The following is a 17,314-nucleotide window of genomic DNA, read 5'->3' as shown; positions in this document are numbered from 1 at the left end:
TTCTGGAGCCATGCAAACAGATTGGCAGCAAGTTAATGGTATTTGGTATTATTTCAATTCTTCTGGAGCTATGCAAACAGGCTGGCAGCAAGTTAATGGTATTTGGTATTATTTCAATTCTTCTGGAGCCATGCAAACAGGCTGGCAACAAATTAATGGCAAATGGTACTATTTTAACTCAGATGGGTCATGGGATAGTTCGAAATAATAGATTTTCATGTAATTATTTTGGGAAAATAAAAATCAATACACGCTCGTATATTTATAATTAATGAAAAAGCTCTTCAGAATGCTAAAGTGAAGAGCTCTTTCACTAAATTTACATCAATATTTACTTAATAATTTCTATTAGGGGTACAGCTGCATGCCCATCAACTTAAGAAATTTCACTCCCCCTAAGTACAAAAAAGCGTTATTCTTTCTAATGTCGCTTTTAAATAAAGTCACGGTGTTTATAAAAAAGTTGCGATATTCTATCTCCTTTAATTAAGAAATTCTAAGTGGGTTTTAATCAAACATCTTTTAAAAATGGAATGTCCATTCAAAAAAAACGAACCTATTTTGAAAAAGATTCGTTTTTTTATCGTTCAATATAAGTTTGCAAAGTATTTTTGATCGAACTTTTTTATAAAGCTTCACAAATACTCTATACAAAAATTTTAGCTACATGGTTCTTCCAGTTTTTTTAGCTTATTCTCCACTCTTATAAACATACTGATTATTAGTAATAGCATAGATCCCATAATTAAAAGTATTACAGTGGAAGGGCTATTTAAAAATAGGCTGATAATACTTCCTAGTATAATAATTATAAATCCATTTTGTGTCATGATTTCAGCACTATACCTATTTCCAGCCGATTGAAAATATTTTTAAATGTATGGAACAAACTTGTTACTTAGATTGTCTATTAAGTATACGTATAAAACAGGTGTTCATGATAGTTTGCTCATTTTATGATAAGAGAGATGCAAGAAGAGTGTTATCCTATACACTCTTTAATTGCATCGGTATTTAGAATACCTAGACAAAATCCATATATTCTTGAAAGAGGTTGAAAATTTATGATAGTCTTAAACAAGTTTTTTAACATTTCACATTACAAAAAGGTTGTACCTGTATTATTTCTTTCATGTGTAACGCTTATAGGCTGTTCCAATAGTAATACTCAATCTGAACCACCTAAACAAACCAAGCAAGAAAATACAGTTAATCATTCTTTTACTAAACTTGAAAAAGAATTTGATGCTAAACTCGGTATTTATGCATTGGACACTGGTACGAATCAAACCGTTACTTATCGATCAGATGAACGGTTTGCATACGCATCTACCCACAAAGCTCTAGCTGTGGGAGTACTTTTACAAAAAAAATCAATAGAAGATCTAGATGAAAGAATTGTGTATACTAGCGAAGATCTTGTTAATTACAATCCAATTACAGAAAAGTATGTTGATACAGGTATGACTCTGAAAGAGCTTGCAGATGCTTCCATTCGATATAGTGATAATACTGCACAAAATCTTATTCTTAAACAATTAGGTGGGCCTAGTGAATTCAAAAAATCACTGAGAGCAATAGGAGATACTGTTACAAATCCTGAACGTTTTGAACCAGAATTAAACGAAGTGCATCCAGGAGACACTCATGATACTAGTACCCCCAAGGCATTAGCTACTAGTCTTCAGGCTTTCGCCCTAGGAGATGTACTTTCAACTGAGAAACGGGAATTATTAATAGATTGGATGAAAAGGAATACTACGGGGGGCAACTTAATTCGTGCTGGAGTTCCAGGAGAGTGGGAAGTAGCCGATAAGACTGGCTCAGGATCTTATGGAACCCGAAATGATATCGCAATTATTTGGCCACCAAATAAAAAGCCAATTGTTCTTGCGATACTTTCTAATCATGATAAAGAGGATGCTAAATACGATGATAAACTTATTGCAGAAGCCACCAAAATAGTGATAGATGCTTTAAAAGCTACGAATAAATAATAATAGTAATAATTTAATAAAATTTTTCCATTTTTCCGTCACAATACTGTGACGGTCTTTTTTTGGTATTTTACGAAGAATCGACCATTTAAGGATACGGAAAAGATTCAAAGAATAACCCGTTACAACTGAAAATTTTTTCAATTTAGGCGGGTGTTTTTTCTTATATTTTATCTTGTAGTTTCCTATATAAAGAAGATCTTGAAACATTGGTAATTTCACAAATTTGTTTTACTGTCATATTTCCTTCTTCATATAGTTTAAGTGCATAATTTTTGAAATTTGGCCGATTGAGGTATATTTGGCATGTTCATTTTTAAGGGTACAAAGTATATTCTGAAGAGACTTTTTAAGTTTTTATAACAGGACCGAATCCATTATATGACCACTTTGCAAATAGAATTTCAGGAAAAAAATAGCCCCATCCGGCATGCTATGCCTAATTATATAGGGTGATTTTTTAACCTTACATAATTGTAATGTTTATGTAAGAAGAATCAATAGTTAGTACGATTTCCCAATGCTATAGTAACAAAGTACTTTCATTCGTAAAGTTAAATTTACGCTTCTTCTGTTAGTAGGCCTTATAAAACTGGCATGTTATGTAGGAAGCATTGATAGTGGCAAGAGTAGAGATTATAGAATGAAAATAGAGAATAGATGAAATGAGGATAGAAATGAAGACAGTATTAGAGGCGAAACAAATTAAAAAAGTATACGATACAGGTGGAAATAAATTTGAAGCGTTAAAAGGTATTAACTTGCAAGTAAAAGAGGGCGAGTTTGTTGGCATTATGGGACCTTCTGGGTCTGGTAAAACGACTCTTTTAAATGTTCTTTCTACGATTGATAATGCGACGAATGGTGAAATTTTAATTGAGGGAAAAGATATTGTGAAAATGAATGATGATAAGCTGGCATTATTCCGCCGTAATCATTTAGGATTCATTTTCCAAGATTATAACTTATTAGATACGTTAACGGTGAAAGAGAATATTGCTTTACCTCTTGCGTTATCAAGGGTGAAGGCAAGTGAAATTGATCGCCGCGTTCTTGAAATCGCGAAGAAATTTGGTATTGATCATATTTTAAATCAGTTCCCCTATCAAGTATCTGGTGGACAGAAACAGCGTTGCGCGGCATCACGTGCAATCGTTACGAATCCGAGTATGGTTTTTGGAGACGAGCCAACAGGAGCACTTGATTCAAAATCAGCAACAGATTTATTGGAAAGTATGAAGTTGTTAAATGAACATGATAATTCAACCATTTTAATGGTAACGCATGATGCGTTTGCAGCAAGTTACTGCAAGCGAGTTATCTTCATTAAAGATGGCGAGTTATATAAAGAATTACACCGCGGAGAATTAACTCGTAAACAATTCTTCCAACAAGTAGTCGACGTAATGTCTGCAATTTCTGGGGGTATGGCAGATGACATTATCTAGTATTGCTCTCCGCAACATACAGCGGAACTTTAAAGATTACTTTTTATACTTTGCATCTATGATCTTTAGCATCGTTATGTATTTTACATTTAAGGCACTTCAGTACAATTCACAAATGGAAAAAGCCGCGGAAGGCTCCAAGAAAATTAGTGGGGGATTCCAAGCTTCAAGTGTAATGCTTATTATTTTCGTAGCGGTATTTATTATATACTCTAACGGATTCTTTACACGAAAGCGTAAAAAAGAAGTTGGATTATATTCTTTATTAGGTATTCGTAAAAGACAAATTGGTAAAATGCTGTTTTATGAAAATATGTTAATGGGATTAATGTCATTAGTAATTGGAATTGCGATTGGGAGTGTGCTTTCAAAATTATTCCTTGAACTACTAGTAAGTATGATGGGATTAAACTTAAATGTTCACTTTGAAGTACCGATGTCCGCGATTGTTGATACAGCAATTATCTTTATGGTGATTATATTGTACACATCACTTCAAGGATATCGTTTAATTTACCGCTTTAAACTGATTGAGCTTTTCCATGCGGAACGTGAAGGAGAAGAAATGCCAAAAGGGTCAGTGATTATGGCGTTGATCTCAGTATTTTTAATTAGTTCAGGTTATTTCTTATCACTGATGTATGATAAAGCAGTTAAGTATGCGGACTTTATGATAGTTGCACTGTATATTTTACTTGCGACAGTATTAGGAACGTACTTACTATTTATGTTCTTTACTGTATTTGTGTTGAAACGTGCAAGACATAATAAATCATCTTTCTATAATAGCATGAACATAGTGACGACATCACAGTTACTATATCGTATTAAAGGAAATGCGAAGTCACTTGCGACAATTGCGATATTAAGTGCAGTCACATTAACAGCAGTTGGTACATCTGTAACGCTGTATTACAATACGTTTAAACAAGTGAGATCTTTTGCACCATACAGTTATTCTTACGAGAAAAAAGATGCGGTACTTGATCAGAAAGTAAATGCGATTTTGGATGAAGAGAAACAGAGCCATCCTGTAACGAACCAATTCGAAATAGAAATGGTTCCTGTGACAGGGAAGTTTGAAGGAAAAAAAGTAGATATGGGTAGGAATAAACTGGATTCAATTACCAAGCAATATCAGCTTATATCGCAATCAGCATTTAATCAAATAGCAAAGAAAATGGATGTAGATGCAGTAAATTTAGCTGCTGATGAAGCTTTTGTATATGATGGTTTGTATATTGAAGGTCATGAATTCAGTCCGGTATATAAAGGGAACAAAGCTGTATTCCCAATAGGAAATGAAACAAAGGCATTGACGATTAAAGGTGCTGAAGGGCGTACTCTAACGAACTTAGGTGAATTATTCGTTGTTGTACCAGATAAAGTATATAACAGTGCAAAAAAAGTATCTGAGACACGTATTGTTAAAAATATCGATGTAAAAGATGAAAAGAATGGTAAAGTACTAACGGAGAAATTAAGGAAAGCGATGCCAGTTGGAACTGGGGAAACAGAATTTAAACAACCTTTCAATGATTTCTACACTGGTTTCCACGAGATGCTGGAAGCAACAGGGTTAATGATGTTTATCGGTCTCTTCTTAGGTCTAGTGTTCTTACTAGCAACAGGTTCTATCATTTACTTCAAACAATTAACAGAAGCAAGTGCAGACCGTAATCGCTATATAGTACTCCGCAAAGTTGGAGTTACAAAACAAGAAATGAAAAGAGCGATTGCAAAACAAGTAGGCTTTATCTTCGCGATTCCATTATTAGTAGGAATCTGCCACAGCTTATTTGCATTAAAAGGATTAAAGACAGTAATGCCAAATGAAATTCTGATTCCATTACTAATGAGTATCGGTGTGTATAGCGTTATTTATATCGGATATTACTTCTTAACAGTTCGTTCTTATTATAAGATTGTGAGCGCGAAGTAATGAATAGCGCAGCTATCGCTATAGGCGGTAGCTGTTTTTTTATGGGAATCTTATAAAAGTATAATAAAAATCACCCGCTGAAATTGGAAGTTTTTTCTGATGTGGCGGGTTATTCTTTGAATCGTTTCCGTACCCCTAAAAGAGCACCTTCATAATCTTCCTAAGGCATAATCAGAATAATATGATTACCATGTTCTGAAATTCCCTTCAAATCCTATCCTAAAAACAGGTATTTTAATGTGTGTTCAAAATACCTGTTTCTTAATTTTCTCCATAAATTTCATTAATGATTTGGATACTCTTCTTTCAAAAAATTTACAGATTGTTTGATTAGCGCTTTTAGAACATTACTATCAATGTCTGCTATTTTATTAATATAAATACACGATTTTCCAGATGTGTATTTTCCGAAGCTTTTTAATAGTTCTTCTCGCCTAGGGTCACCAACTGCAAAATATAGACTAATTTTAGCTTTTCTGGGGGAAAAGCCTACTAATGGGGCATCTCCCTCATGACCGGATGCATATTTATAATGGTATGTACCAAAGCCGATAATGCTCGGTCCCCACATCTTTGCTGTATAGCCTGTTGTTTCAGTAAATATATCTAATAATTGATATGCGTTTTCTCGTTTTTTAAGACTTTCAACACTTTCAATAAATTCAATTACACTATTGTTAGTTTCTGTTGTTTTGAGTTTGTACATATTAAAAGCACTCCTTTTTATTTATAAGGGTTTCTGCATTACAAAAAATGGACCTTCGGTACAATAAAATCATATACGTTGTACAGGAGATAACATATGATTATTGGTTATGCCCAAGTATCTACTTTTGACCAAAATCTAGATCGTCAAATTCATTCACTTACTGAATAGGGATGTGAAAAAATTATTATTAAAGAAAAATTCACTGGAACAATTCGAGACAGACAGGGTCTTATAAAATTGTTTGATATGATAAGAAAAGACGACACCGTTGTAGTTGAAAGTATTTCACGTTTAGGTCGTAAAACATTAGATATTTTAAATATTATCCAACATTTCGAAGAAGTAGGGATTCAGTTCGTATCACTGAAAGAAAATATGGATACAGGAACTCCTACAGGTAAGGCTATGTTACAGAAGATGTGTGTTATCGCAGAATTAGAAAGAAATTTGATTGCGGAACGGGTAAAAGAAGGAATGGAAGCCAGTAAAAATCGTGAAAAAAAGTTAGGTAGATCCAAATTAGAAAAAGAAAAGCTCTCAATTACTTTACGTATGTATGATAGTAAAGAATACTCCATTAAAGAAATTGTAGAAGGAACTGGCATATCACAAGGTTCTCTTTATCGAGCGATCAATCAGCGGAAACTTGAAGAAACAAAGAGGTGAAAAACCTCTGTATTATTACTTTTGAAATACATTTATTGGAATCTATTCTGCACTTTCCAGCACAGTTGCTCCTTCCACACTTTGTTTTAAGAGAATCATTTGTTTCTTTATTGTCCGTTTAATAATCCCACGTAAAAGAAAATTCATGATTTTACTGAATAGAGTTTTAGCTTCTATTTTTTCAGTCAAAAATAGTCTGCAACTTTTATCAGTTAGTACTTCAAGCTGATATTTGACTTCAATTAAAAACGCTGGAAGATGCAGCTGGATTCCTAAGAGACTATTTTTTTTGTACGCAATCACTTGACCTTCGTACTCTTGAACCCGACCTCTTTCACGTAGACGCTGTTTAAATTTAGTACCTACAGGGTTAGCTGGATTAAATGTTGTAATATTTTCTGTTCCTTCCAATCCCTGAATCCACTTCATTTGTTTTTCTGGATCTTCTAAATATGAAAAAGCTTTTTCAATAGGTGCTTGAATATCCATCTGAAATGTAATTAACATCCCCTAATTCCTCCTTATTTCACTCTAATCGGTACATAAATATCCGTTTGATTTAATTTGTATGATGGGTTGATTGTTGTTGTCCTGTAAATCTCTACTACAGGGAGCCCCACAAACTCAATGTTTTTATTATGTTGAATTTCTTGATATAATTTTTGGTAAGCGTGTTTCATATTCATCCCATAAGGCCCTACATACGTAACAGTCGCAAACTGTCCACCTTCTAATTGTTGGTAACTAATTTTTCCTTCTGAATGAAAAGGTTGATCGACTTCTATGCAGCAATCAAATCGTAGTAATTCTTTTGGTGTAATAGTAGGCGCATCATGACCAACTCCTAATAAAAAACAATCATTCCGATAGATTTTTTTGTCTTTTGCCCATTGAATCAGTTTATGAAATAGTCTCGTATCCACATCTTCGTACAGACCGGTGTTTCGTATAAAAGCAACATCAATTGGACTTACATGTTTCAGTGTTACGGGTGATATTTCAAATACATTTGTCATTTGATTCAGAAAAGAATGTCTTTCTTCCAAACTCAATTCCCCTTTACGAAATTGTTGTCTATAATCTTTTGGAGTATATTGAAATTCTCTCTTAAACGCTCTTGTGAATGATTCTGGATTCTTGAATCCCAATTCATTGGATATAGAAAGAATTTTTTCGTCCCAATATTTCAAAGCAAATGCTGCTTTTTCTAACTTAATTCGAAGAACATATTGTTTTAATGTTTCTCCTACCACATTCTTAAACATTCTATGGAAATGGAATGGTGATAATCCTGCCTTTTTGGCAACAACCTTTAAATCTAAGTCCTCATGTAAATTGGCTTGAATGTAAACAAGTATTGGAATTACAATTTCTAAATTCCTATTCGATCTATTGCTCATCAACGATATTCCTTTCGCAATTAAATGTAGCACACAGCATGTTATATCTCTTGACATTTCTTGCTTTTTTTCGAGATAGAATCTTTAAATTCTTTTCAATTACAGTATTAACTCTGAGCAAGAAATTAATGTCGGTTCAATGCTCATCATAATCCGATTGAGAAAATTGATAAAGAAAATTAGATTAGAATGTGTTGTTTGCATCTATCCAAAAGAAATGTTTCATGCTCCACTTGGGACTATCCCTTTCTAAACAAGAAAACCGTTAGTTTCTAATAAAATAATGTACAAAGGAGAATAAGAATTTGAAAACGAGAGAACTTCTAACTACATCACAAAGAGAAGGTTTCTATGGAATTCCTGAATATATGGAAGAAAGAGAAATTCTACGCTACAACACAATAGCTGATGAAGAATTGCAACTTATAAATAAACAACGTGGAGCGACCAATCGATTAGGCTTTGCGTGCAAAAGGAGTGGACATTCCAGAAGAATATTTACAACATATATCTCCACTTGGTTGGGAACATATTACATTGACAGGTGATTATGTGTGGAACTTAAATCAAAAAACAAATTTCGATAATTTAAGACCATTACGAGACAAAAACTCCATAAAAAAGTAGTAAAATAAATAACCGATTCCTTAGCGTACAGGGAACCGGTTATTTTGTGTCTAAAATGTGTCTAAACGTACAATTTTCATGCCCATCAACTTAAGAAAAGTAAACACCCCCAAAACAAAAAAATGAGCTGATTTCTCAAAATAACTAACTGTAGAGAAAGAAAATTTTCATTTAGGGGGTACTTCAAAACCTTAGCTCGATAGCGATGGGGTAGCACCAACAAAACGCGAATTTCGTACGCTAAGCAAAATTTTATAAAGAAAAGGCCAATTTCCTGTACGTTAAGGGATGTAGTGCACCTCCAATAGAAGATATGGCTAAAAAATTAGCATAGATTTAACTTTTTTGTGTCTAAAATATTAACTCAAATCCAGCTTCTACTTAGGAACTGTGCCTAAAACAAAATTCTCTTTCATTATTTTTCCCTTGGCTTATTCATGAGTCGAGGGTTTCTTTTGTGAAACATTACGAAAATGTAATGTTAATGTAATGTAGTTCCATCGATACTACAAATATAACCGGATAAAATTAGTTACATAAGACGAAGTCAAAACAGGAGTGTTACCAAAAGGAGTGCTACAAATGAAAACCATATTAAGTGTTGAAAAAATTGAAAAGTATTATGGAAATAAAGATAACGTAACAAAGGCAATTGATAATATCAGCTTTAAAGTAGATGAAGGGGAATTCGTTGGAATCATGGGACCTTCAGGAAGTGGTAAAACGACACTTCTTAACTGTATTTCAACAATCGATCATATTACAACAGGAAAAATCATCATTAATAATAGTGACATTACTAGGTTAAAGTCAAAAGCATTAGATACATTTAGACGAAATGAGTTAGGCTTTATATTTCAGGATTTTAACCTATTAGATACTCTTACAGCATATGAAAATATTGCTTTAGCGTTAACAATTAAAGGTGAAAAAAGTTCAGAAATAGATGGGAAAATAAAAGCAGTAGCAAAGTATTTAGAGATTGAAGAAGTTTTAAACAAATATCCTTATCAGATGTCAGGTGGACAAAAACAAAGGGTTGCGTCAGCAAGAGCGATCGTGACAGATCCATCCTTAGTCCTTGCGGATGAACCAACCGGAGCGTTGGATTCTAAATCATCCAGATTATTACTGGAAAGATTTGGGAGTCTAAATAAAGATTTAAAGACAACAATTCTTATGGTTACGCATGATGCCTTTACAGCTAGTTATGCTCGTAGAATCCTTTTTATTAAAGATGGGAAAATCTTTAATGAGTTAGTAAGAGGAAATGATTCTCGAAAAGAATTCTTTAATAAAATTATCGAAGTAATCACATTGCTTGGAGGTGATGATAATAATGTACTCTAAGATTGCCGTAAGTAATGTAAAGAAGAGTTTTAAGGATTATGCTATATATTTCTTAACACTAACATTAGCTGTTTGTATATTTTATAGCTTTAATTCAATAGAGTCCCAAAAGGCGCTTACTGAACTGAAGTATTCAGGTTCATCATATATAAAAACGTTAACTAGTGCATTGGCTGGTATATCAGTATTTGTATCCATCATATTAGGAAGTCTTATATTATATGCGAGTAATTTTTTAATAAAGAAACGTAAAAAAGAATTAGGAATTTATATGACCTTAGGTATGGGAAAAAGAAGAATATCTAGCATATTAGTAACAGAGACCATAATAGTTGGAGCTATATCTTTAATTAGCGGACTTATACTAGGGATTGCAGCATCACAAGCCTTATCTAGCTTGACTTTAAAGCTATTCGATTTACCGATGAATGAATATAAATTCGCAGTTTCGACAGGTGCTATAGGTAAGACTATATTGTACTTTGGTATCATGTTCTTACTTGTTATAATCTTTAATGTATTTGTTATTTCTAAATACAAGATCATCGATTTGTTAACAGCAAGTAAGAAAAATGAAGAGATAAAATTTAAAAATCCTATTATACATCTAATAGTATTTATTTTATGCGTAATCTCGCTTGGCTATGCATATAAAACAATACTGAAAATAGGCTTCAGGATAGATAATCCTATGTTCCTGCTAGCAATAATCCTTGGAATTTTAGGTACAGTATTATTTTTCTTTAGTTTATCTGGATTCATCTTGTATATAGTAAAGAAAAATAAAAAGGTATATTTAAAAGAGCTAAATATTTTTATAATTAAACAAATAAATAGTAAGGTGAATACGAATTTTTTATCCATGTCTCTCATTTGTTTAATGTTATTTCTTACAATAGGGATATTGTCTACTGGAATAAGTTTTAAACAAGCTACTGAAGAAGGACTTGAACAAGTAACGCCTTTTGATGCTAGCGTAAGGTTGTACAATGTTAGTCAAAATAACCATGAAGATACGTTAAATAAGATTAAATCTAAAATAAGTAAAAATGAAAAATATATAGTTTACAATGAATATGATGCAGAGTTAAGCGTAGGAGAATTGTTGAAATCTCGAGATAAAAAGCTTCAACCATTTAACGTAAGCTTTGTTAAGGTATCTGATTATAATAAAATTCTCCAATTAAAGGGTGAAAAAGAAATAAATTTAAATAAGGATGAGGTTTTAATCTCATCAGATAAAGGTCCAGTAATTAAACCAATTAATAAAAAGTTGAAAGACAGTAATAAACTTAATATTAAGGGAAAAGAATATTCGGTAAAACAAACTAAAGTTATAGAAGAAAATCTTCATACTACTAGTGGTTTTACAGATAATGTATGTACAATCATTATAAATGATGAATTTTTATCAGGTTATAAGATTCGTATGTCAGTATTTAATGTAAATTATTTAGATAAAAACAGAGAAGAATATAATAAAAAATATGATAAAATCGACCATGACTTTTTTATGGCTGGATATCGGGATAGAGGTATGCCGCAGGGGGTATCAAAGGATCAAACATACTCAGAATCCAAGGGGTTCACAGTTATGGTGCTGTATATCGGAATATATATTGGAATCGTGTTCTTAATTACTAGCATGGCTGTATTAGCTCTTCAACAATTATCAGAGGCCAGTGATAGTATAGAAAGATATAAAGCCTTAAAGAGAATTGGTGCAAACGAAAGAATGATTAACAAAACAATTTTTATGCAAACTTGCATATATTTTAGTCTTCCGGTTATTCTTGCATTGATTCACTCAGTGGTGGGAATTAAGATGATGAGTGAAACGATAAGTAATGTGTATCAACTAGATATTACCCTTCCAGCGCTAATGACCGCTTTCATATTTATTATAGTGTATGTAGGATATTTCTTTACAACATATATAGGATATAAAAATATTGTTAAGAGTAATTTATAAAGAGATTGATTGTAGACAAGGTTTTAGTAAAATTCAGCAGTAAAAATAATAGAAGTAAAAGGTGATTATTTTGAAAAAAACGCTAATTGTTTTAAGTATTTTAAGTGGACTATTATTCGCAGCAGTTGGAGGGTGGTACGGTTATAATAAACTGAAGTATGAAAAGTGTTACGTTAAAATAACAGAAAATAGTAAATCAGGAATTGTGAACCCTTCGACGGGATTCGTTGATTATAATCTAATGGCATATGATAAAAACGGAAATGAGGTTCCTGTGAAATTTTGGGCTAAAAAAAAGCTGAAAGTAAATGCATATCTTGCTGTTGATGTATTTAAACCCTTGAATAAGGATTCAAATGATATAAACTCATATAAAGAGGTAACAGCGGAACAATTACCTGAAAAAGTGAAAGGAAAGTTAAATGTTAAATAATAAATAAGTATTCATGTAAAGAGGTATTTACTGAAAAGTAGGTACCTCTTTGACATAATCAAGAATTTAACAGGTGAAAATTCCTGATAAAACTAAATATGTACTTTCATATTTAGTAGTTAAATATAGCTGTATATTTATATAAAATATAAGGGATAATATAATGGAAGGTGAAATAGATCGAGGGGGAATTTTATGAAGAAAATTATGATTATTGAAGATGATGCAGTGATCAGAGAAGAATTGCAAAACTTTTTACAAAGATATGGATACGATGTAAAAGCTCCTATAGATTATAATAATATCATGCAGTATGTTGAAAATGAAAATGCAGACCTTATATTGCTAGACATAAATCTTCCTGTGTTCGATGGATATTATATATGTAGAGAAATACGTAAAAATTCAGATGTTCCAATTATAATAGTTACAAGTAGGGACAATGAAGTAGATGAATTAATGAGTATGAACTTAGGTGCAGATGATTTTATTACAAAGCCCTATAATACAGAAATATTATTAGCAAGGATAACAAATATCTTGAAAAGAACATATGGAAGCTCGAAGGCGAGTAATATGTTAAGTTACATGGATTTCCATTTAAATCTTTCCAATGCAAGCGTTATGTATAAAAACCAAGCGATAGAGTTAACGAAAAATGAAGTGAAAATCCTTTCCTATTTAATAAACAATAAGGGAAATATCGTAAAAAGGGAGTTCCTTATGGAACACTTGTGGAAATCAGATTATTTTGTAGATGACAGTACTTTAACTGTGAATATTACTAGATTACGAAAAAAGCTTGAGGAGATTGGCATCGAAAACCCAATCGAAACAAGAAGGGGATTGGGGTATATCATGCCATGAGTATAGGTGAATTTATTAAAGACAAAGTGGTAGTAATTATATCTAATCTGCTGCTATTTCTTATATTATTAGCTGTGATGGTTATGATGGATTTTCATGCCCTTCTCATATTCTTTGTGTTTTGTATTTGGTTTTTACCCTTATTTTCGTATATGGCTTTAGAGTGTATACAGGCTAAAGTATATTATGATGAAGTTGACAGCATATTAGAAAGTTTAGATAAGAAATACCTACTTCCAGAAGTAATAAAGGAAGCTCATTTTATCCATGGGGAAAAACTAAACCATATACTGAAGCCGGTAAGTAGAGATATGCATGAGAATGTGAAATACTACAAAGATATGCAGGCAGACTATAGGGAGTATATAGAAACATGGGTACATGAGATTAAAACCCCAATTGCTTCTACAAAGCTAATTATTGAAAATAATCAAAATGAATTAACGAATAAAATAGACCTCCAGATCGATAGGATTGAGGGGTTTGTAGAACAGGTGTTGTATTATTCCCGAAGTAACAATGTAAGCAAAGACTACATTATTAAACCCATTCATCTTAATGATGCAGTAAGGAATGTCGTGAAAAGAAATTATAGGGATTTCATTCATAAGAAAATCAAACTAGATATAAAAGATATCAATGAAATTGTATATAGTGATGGAAAATGGCTCGAGTTTATGCTCAATCAGATAATAGGGAACGCTGTAAAATATGCAAACAGTGAAACGCCCATGATTAGCATATATTCAGTTAAGAAAGCCAACTCAGTCATGTTAACTATAGAAGATAATGGAGTAGGGATCGTAGATAAAGATATAAATAGAGTGTTTGAAAAAGGATTTACAGGTGAAAATGGTAGAAGATTTAGTAAAAGTACAGGTATGGGCTTGTATCTATGTGAAAAGCTTTGTTCCAAGCTAGGCATAAAAATTACGATTGACTCTAAGGTAAATATAGGAACTAAAGTTACATTTATAATTCCTTTTTCAGATATGATAAACTATGTAGATTATTTATGAATCTTTAAAAAGGAAGGTCTTCCAAATTGAAGAGCCTTCTTTTTTTGTGCACGGATAATGTCCGCTAATACTTATTGAGTGATTTGGTTCCATTGCTACACAGACCCCAAAAATAGACTTAATAAAAACGTTGCATATATTATGTTGCAAATTAATTTTCGATAATCCTACGATATTTGTAGCAAAATAGAAAAAAGATTATTGCAACACTATTAACCCATTTCTGTACAGCGAAAATCCTTATTTAGTGAGAAACATAAAGACACCATTTTGAAAAACGATTAATTAAAATAGTGTCTTTTCTTCTTGGATGAACCTTCCGTTTTATAAAAAAGTTTAACCATTTTAGAATAGTTTATGTTGGACATTATCTACTAGCAAAAGTGAGTAGTAGATAGTACCACTATCTAAAAAAATGTTTTATTGCTTCAAGTTTTATTTTATGACCGCATTCGTCACAGCAATATTTCCTTTTCGGATTTTTCTTAAATTGCTTATATTTTTCAGTTCCTTCATATACCCGAAATCCTTTTTTACAACAAAAACAAATAACCTCATAAAATATCATGTACTTCCTCCCTCATTAGGGTGATATGTTACTTTTGAGTTGCCCGCTCAAAGATTGTGATAAGTTCTTCAGTGTAATCTTTAACGTTAAGATTGGGATTTCTCATTAGCTCTAGGCTAAATCCGTCTACGGCATGCCTGATTGTTAACGTCATCACCCTTAAAGACGTTTCAGAAAAATCTCGAAACACTCCTTCTTGTATCCCTAAACGTAGAATATTTTCAATGGGAAGAAAAATGGTTTCATCATAGTCTGCTGCAAACCGAAGTTTCCCTTCATCTGTTCTTTCATTTGAAACAATTTCTATAACAGCGAATACATGCTTACGATGTTCATCAATAAATTTCAGATTAGATTTAATATACGTTTGGAGCATTCCTTTTGGGGGCGTTTGAGCTTCAATTTGCGAACAAATAAAGGACTGGCAAGCTATATAATAATCAGTTATAACTTGCTCCAGAAGTTTCTCTTTGTTTGTAAAGTGATAAGAAATAACCCCCTTACTTATTTTTGCGCGTTTAGCGATTTGTCCTAAAGAGGCTTGTGCATAACCCACTTCAGCAAGTGTATCAATCGTACATTCCACAATCTGAGCTCTACGGGCTTTTTCAATAAATGACATTTCTTTTTGGTTGTTTGTTTTATTTTTTATACTCATGGTTATATTTTAGCACGACCGTTCAAAAAAATACAATAAAAACCATTTTTTCATTCTTACTTCAAATAATTACATTTAATGTTAATTTCGTGTATTGTTCATCATATTTTTATTACTTTTTTTTGATAGAATTGAATTTAAAAGGGGGAATTTGTTTTGGTGAGAGAAATGGATCGTTTGTTTTTAGAAATGGCTTTAGAAGAAGCGAAAAAAGCAATGAAAGAGAACACATATCCAGTAGGTGCTATTATTGTTGGGCGAAACAATGAAATATTAGGTAAGGGACGAAACAGGGTACATACTCAGGATGATGCTTCCGCTCATGCTGAAATTGATGCCATCAGAACAGCAGGAAAGAAGCTCATACTTGCTAAAGAAAACAGACTACCTATTACATTATATACAACACTAGAACCATGCCCGATGTGTACCGGAGCTATACTTTTTTCTCATTTTACAAGAGTAGTATGGATTTTAAATGATGACAAGGGATTTGGTGGGTATCTCAAGATTAATAGTACTCGTGTTTTTGAAAAACGCTTTAACAATATTGAGCACATTAGTGAACCATTTGAAGATTTAGCCGTTAAGCAAAGAGAATTAATGTTGGAATGGGCTAAAAATCCAAATAACATTCATAATAAGATTCTAGGGGGTACAGTAGAATGATTAGGCAAGTTGTAGGTGCAATCGTATTCCAACATAATGAGTTCTTATTGGTACATAAGGTGAAAATTAGCGATATAGCAGAAGAACATACTATGTCAAAGGGTGAATGGGACTTTCCAAAAGGAGGAGTAAAACATTCAGATGATGACTTAGCAAGTGCTATTTTGAGAGAACTTGAAGAGGAAACTGGTTCCAAAGAGTTTAGGGTTATTAAACAATTCAAAGACAAGATTTGTTTTGTTTTCCCTAAAGAAATCCAATCGAATCTCGGATATGAAAAACAAGAAACCACTATGTTTTATGTAGAATATATAGGTGATAGAACAGATTTACATCCAAAAGATAATGAAATAAGTCATGTGGAATTCTTTGAAACACCTAATTTATTGGGGGTTTTAAATCATGATGATACAAAGGGGTTTTTTGAAAGGATACTTTTAAAGAATTTTCAATAATCCTTAATTATTTGTGTCGCGCGTTCATCAAGTTGGAACTTTTATGCCACAGGGTAAAAGGAAATATAACTAAACTTAAAATGCCAAGAGTAACGAACGAGGTGACTGTATGAAAAAAAGAGTAAAAATGGGTTTCATAAGTGTATTACTAGGAACATGTTTAACACTTACAGGATGCAAGGTTGCGTATAAGGATATTGCCAAAGCACTGGATGAAGGTGATATGAAGACTGTCATGGCTGCAAGTGATGATGGGTATGCTTATGTATCAGTGGGTGTTTATAGAATTCTAGAGTATCCGAAGGTGGAAGAGGAAAGGGATGAAGCAAGAATAGATCAAGTCATGGAAGGAACTTTTTCGATAAGAGATCATTCGTTTTATGGTGTAACTTCGCAGTCTAAGAGTACGTACACAATACATTACTCTGGAGAACATATAAGGGGTACAACGGATAAAAAAGAAGAAGATGTGTATACAACAAACATAAGTTATTCCAATAAGAATATTCAGTTTTCTACACCTAATGTAGATGT

General features: G+C 32.5%; 16 protein-coding genes and 4 pseudogenes. 14 read left to right on the top strand and 6 right to left on the bottom strand.

The genetic code is table 11. From position 1 onward, the window contains the following. Together BPMYX0001_RS24180 and bla are read left to right on the top strand one after the other, a co-directional pair. A pseudogene (locus tag BPMYX0001_RS24180) lies at positions 1-208 on the top strand (transglutaminase domain-containing protein); the annotation flags it as partial. Positions 209-1,064: 856 nt separating this feature from the next. Then, positions 1,065-1,997 (top strand): class A beta-lactamase, encoded by a 933-nt coding sequence (bla, locus tag BPMYX0001_RS24175; protein WP_006096820.1) that lies wholly within the window; start codon positions 1,065-1,067, stop codon positions 1,995-1,997. Positions 1,998-2,160: 163 nt separating this feature from the next. Here bla and BPMYX0001_RS31435 read toward each other — a convergent pair. Next, positions 2,161-2,271, bottom strand: a pseudogene (locus BPMYX0001_RS31435) (helix-turn-helix domain-containing protein); the annotation flags it as partial. A gap of 403 nt (positions 2,272-2,674) precedes the next feature. Between BPMYX0001_RS31435 and BPMYX0001_RS24165 the strand changes: the two are divergent. Together BPMYX0001_RS24165 and BPMYX0001_RS24160 are read left to right on the top strand one after the other, a co-directional pair. After that, a complete protein-coding gene (locus BPMYX0001_RS24165; RefSeq protein WP_033799297.1) occupies positions 2,675-3,445 on the top strand; it encodes an ABC transporter ATP-binding protein in 771 nt (256 codons plus the stop codon). Further along, complete coding sequence (locus tag BPMYX0001_RS24160) at positions 3,432-5,387, top strand: ABC transporter permease (protein WP_033799296.1); 1,956 nt, start codon at positions 3,432-3,434, stop codon at positions 5,385-5,387. The genes BPMYX0001_RS24165 and BPMYX0001_RS24160 overlap by 14 nt, the downstream gene beginning before the upstream one ends. 283 nt (positions 5,388-5,670) lie before the next feature. Here BPMYX0001_RS24160 and BPMYX0001_RS24155 read toward each other — a convergent pair whose 3' ends face one another. Further along, positions 5,671-6,093: a DUF1801 domain-containing protein gene (locus BPMYX0001_RS24155; RefSeq protein ID WP_006096817.1), complete on the bottom strand. Its 423-nt coding sequence runs from the start codon at positions 6,091-6,093 to the stop codon at positions 5,671-5,673. A 96-nt stretch (positions 6,094-6,189) separates the two neighbouring features. On the opposite strand from BPMYX0001_RS24155, the pseudogene BPMYX0001_RS29645 reads away from it, so the two are divergent. Continuing rightward, positions 6,190-6,762: pseudogene (locus BPMYX0001_RS29645) on the top strand (recombinase family protein). A 42-nt stretch (positions 6,763-6,804) separates the two neighbouring features. On the opposite strand, the gene BPMYX0001_RS24145 reads toward BPMYX0001_RS29645, so the two are convergent. Both BPMYX0001_RS24145 and BPMYX0001_RS24140 read right to left on the bottom strand, forming a co-directional pair. After that, entirely contained in the window at positions 6,805-7,269 is a 465-nt protein-coding gene (locus tag BPMYX0001_RS24145) for an SRPBCC family protein (protein ID WP_006096815.1), read from the bottom strand. 14 nt (positions 7,270-7,283) lie between these two features. Next, the gene (locus tag BPMYX0001_RS24140; protein ID WP_033799295.1) at positions 7,284-8,162 is read right to left on the bottom strand and encodes an AraC family transcriptional regulator; all 879 of its coding nucleotides are present in this window, start codon (positions 8,160-8,162) and stop codon (positions 7,284-7,286) included. 459 nt (positions 8,163-8,621) lie between these two features. Between BPMYX0001_RS24140 and BPMYX0001_RS32770 the strand changes: the two are divergent. The 6 genes and pseudogenes from BPMYX0001_RS32770 to BPMYX0001_RS24110 all read left to right on the top strand — a co-directional run. Continuing rightward, positions 8,622-8,789 (top strand): annotated as a pseudogene (locus tag BPMYX0001_RS32770) (Tn3 family transposase); the annotation flags it as partial. A 582-nt stretch (positions 8,790-9,371) separates the two neighbouring features. Continuing rightward, positions 9,372-10,139, top strand: a complete 768-nt coding sequence (locus BPMYX0001_RS24130) for an ABC transporter ATP-binding protein (RefSeq protein ID WP_033799293.1) — start codon at positions 9,372-9,374, stop codon at positions 10,137-10,139. After that, a complete protein-coding gene (locus BPMYX0001_RS24125) occupies positions 10,129-12,111 on the top strand; it encodes an ABC transporter permease (protein WP_033799292.1) in 1,983 nt (660 codons plus the stop codon). Before BPMYX0001_RS24130 ends, BPMYX0001_RS24125 begins: the two co-directional genes overlap by 11 nt. Positions 12,112-12,172: 61 nt before the next feature. Continuing rightward, the gene (locus BPMYX0001_RS24120; RefSeq protein ID WP_006096810.1) at positions 12,173-12,544 is read left to right on the top strand and encodes a YxeA family protein; all 372 of its coding nucleotides are present in this window, start codon (positions 12,173-12,175) and stop codon (positions 12,542-12,544) included. Positions 12,545-12,739: 195 nt separating this feature from the next. Next, the gene (locus BPMYX0001_RS24115; protein WP_006096809.1) at positions 12,740-13,411 is read left to right on the top strand and encodes a response regulator transcription factor; all 672 of its coding nucleotides are present in this window, start codon (positions 12,740-12,742) and stop codon (positions 13,409-13,411) included. Beyond that, positions 13,408-14,430, top strand: a complete 1,023-nt coding sequence (locus BPMYX0001_RS24110) for a sensor histidine kinase (RefSeq protein WP_033799290.1) — start codon at positions 13,408-13,410, stop codon at positions 14,428-14,430. The genes BPMYX0001_RS24115 and BPMYX0001_RS24110 overlap by 4 nt, the downstream gene beginning before the upstream one ends. Positions 14,431-14,833: 403 nt before the next feature. Here BPMYX0001_RS24110 and BPMYX0001_RS33320 read toward each other — a convergent pair whose 3' ends face one another. Continuing rightward, positions 14,834-14,998 carry a DUF2197 domain-containing protein gene (locus tag BPMYX0001_RS33320; protein WP_078211803.1) on the bottom strand — a complete coding sequence of 55 codons (165 nt, stop codon included), beginning with the start codon at positions 14,996-14,998 and terminating at the stop codon, positions 14,834-14,836. 28 nt (positions 14,999-15,026) lie between these two features. After that, on the bottom strand, positions 15,027-15,656 hold the full coding sequence (locus tag BPMYX0001_RS24105; protein ID WP_006096806.1) for a TetR/AcrR family transcriptional regulator: 630 nt from the start codon (positions 15,654-15,656) through the stop codon (positions 15,027-15,029). A gap of 156 nt (positions 15,657-15,812) precedes the next feature. On the opposite strand from BPMYX0001_RS24105, the gene BPMYX0001_RS24100 reads away from it, so the two are divergent. The 3 genes from BPMYX0001_RS24100 to BPMYX0001_RS24090 form a co-directional block, all read left to right on the top strand. Then, positions 15,813-16,325, top strand: a complete 513-nt coding sequence (locus BPMYX0001_RS24100) for a nucleoside deaminase (protein ID WP_078211801.1) — start codon at positions 15,813-15,815, stop codon at positions 16,323-16,325. Beyond that, the gene (locus tag BPMYX0001_RS24095) at positions 16,322-16,780 is read left to right on the top strand and encodes an NUDIX hydrolase (protein ID WP_033799289.1); all 459 of its coding nucleotides are present in this window, start codon (positions 16,322-16,324) and stop codon (positions 16,778-16,780) included. Before BPMYX0001_RS24100 ends, BPMYX0001_RS24095 begins: the two co-directional genes overlap by 4 nt. A 109-nt stretch (positions 16,781-16,889) precedes the next feature. After that, positions 16,890-17,314: DUF3952 domain-containing protein (locus BPMYX0001_RS24090; protein ID WP_244268553.1), on the top strand; the 425-nt coding region annotated here is incomplete at its 3' end.

It is taken from the genome of Bacillus pseudomycoides DSM 12442, from assembly GCF_000161455.1.
GTDB lineage: Bacteria > Bacillota > Bacilli > Bacillales > Bacillaceae_G > Bacillus_A > Bacillus_A pseudomycoides.
This window is presented reverse-complemented; position numbering and strand designations above follow the sequence as displayed.

Coding starts and splice junctions, on each gene's coding strand:
- BPMYX0001_RS24140 (WP_033799295.1), bottom strand. CDS start 8,162: ATGAGCAATAGATCGAATAGGAATTTAGAAATTGTAATTCCAATACTT.
- BPMYX0001_RS24130 (WP_033799293.1), top strand. CDS start 9,372: ATGAAAACCATATTAAGTGTTGAAAAAATTGAAAAGTATTATGGAAAT.
- BPMYX0001_RS24115 (WP_006096809.1), top strand. CDS start 12,740: ATGAAGAAAATTATGATTATTGAAGATGATGCAGTGATCAGAGAAGAA.
- BPMYX0001_RS24160 (WP_033799296.1), top strand. CDS start 3,432: ATGACATTATCTAGTATTGCTCTCCGCAACATACAGCGGAACTTTAAA.
- BPMYX0001_RS24095 (WP_033799289.1), top strand. CDS start 16,322: ATGATTAGGCAAGTTGTAGGTGCAATCGTATTCCAACATAATGAGTTC.
- BPMYX0001_RS24165 (WP_033799297.1), top strand. CDS start 2,675: ATGAAGACAGTATTAGAGGCGAAACAAATTAAAAAAGTATACGATACA.
- BPMYX0001_RS24155 (WP_006096817.1), bottom strand. CDS start 6,093: ATGTACAAACTCAAAACAACAGAAACTAACAATAGTGTAATTGAATTT.
- BPMYX0001_RS33320 (WP_078211803.1), bottom strand. CDS start 14,998: ATGATATTTTATGAGGTTATTTGTTTTTGTTGTAAAAAAGGATTTCGG.
- bla (WP_006096820.1), top strand. CDS start 1,065: ATGATAGTCTTAAACAAGTTTTTTAACATTTCACATTACAAAAAGGTT.
- BPMYX0001_RS24105 (WP_006096806.1), bottom strand. CDS start 15,656: ATGAGTATAAAAAATAAAACAAACAACCAAAAAGAAATGTCATTTATT.
- BPMYX0001_RS24145 (WP_006096815.1), bottom strand. CDS start 7,269: ATGTTAATTACATTTCAGATGGATATTCAAGCACCTATTGAAAAAGCT.
- BPMYX0001_RS24125 (WP_033799292.1), top strand. CDS start 10,129: ATGTACTCTAAGATTGCCGTAAGTAATGTAAAGAAGAGTTTTAAGGAT.
- BPMYX0001_RS24110 (WP_033799290.1), top strand. CDS start 13,408: ATGAGTATAGGTGAATTTATTAAAGACAAAGTGGTAGTAATTATATCT.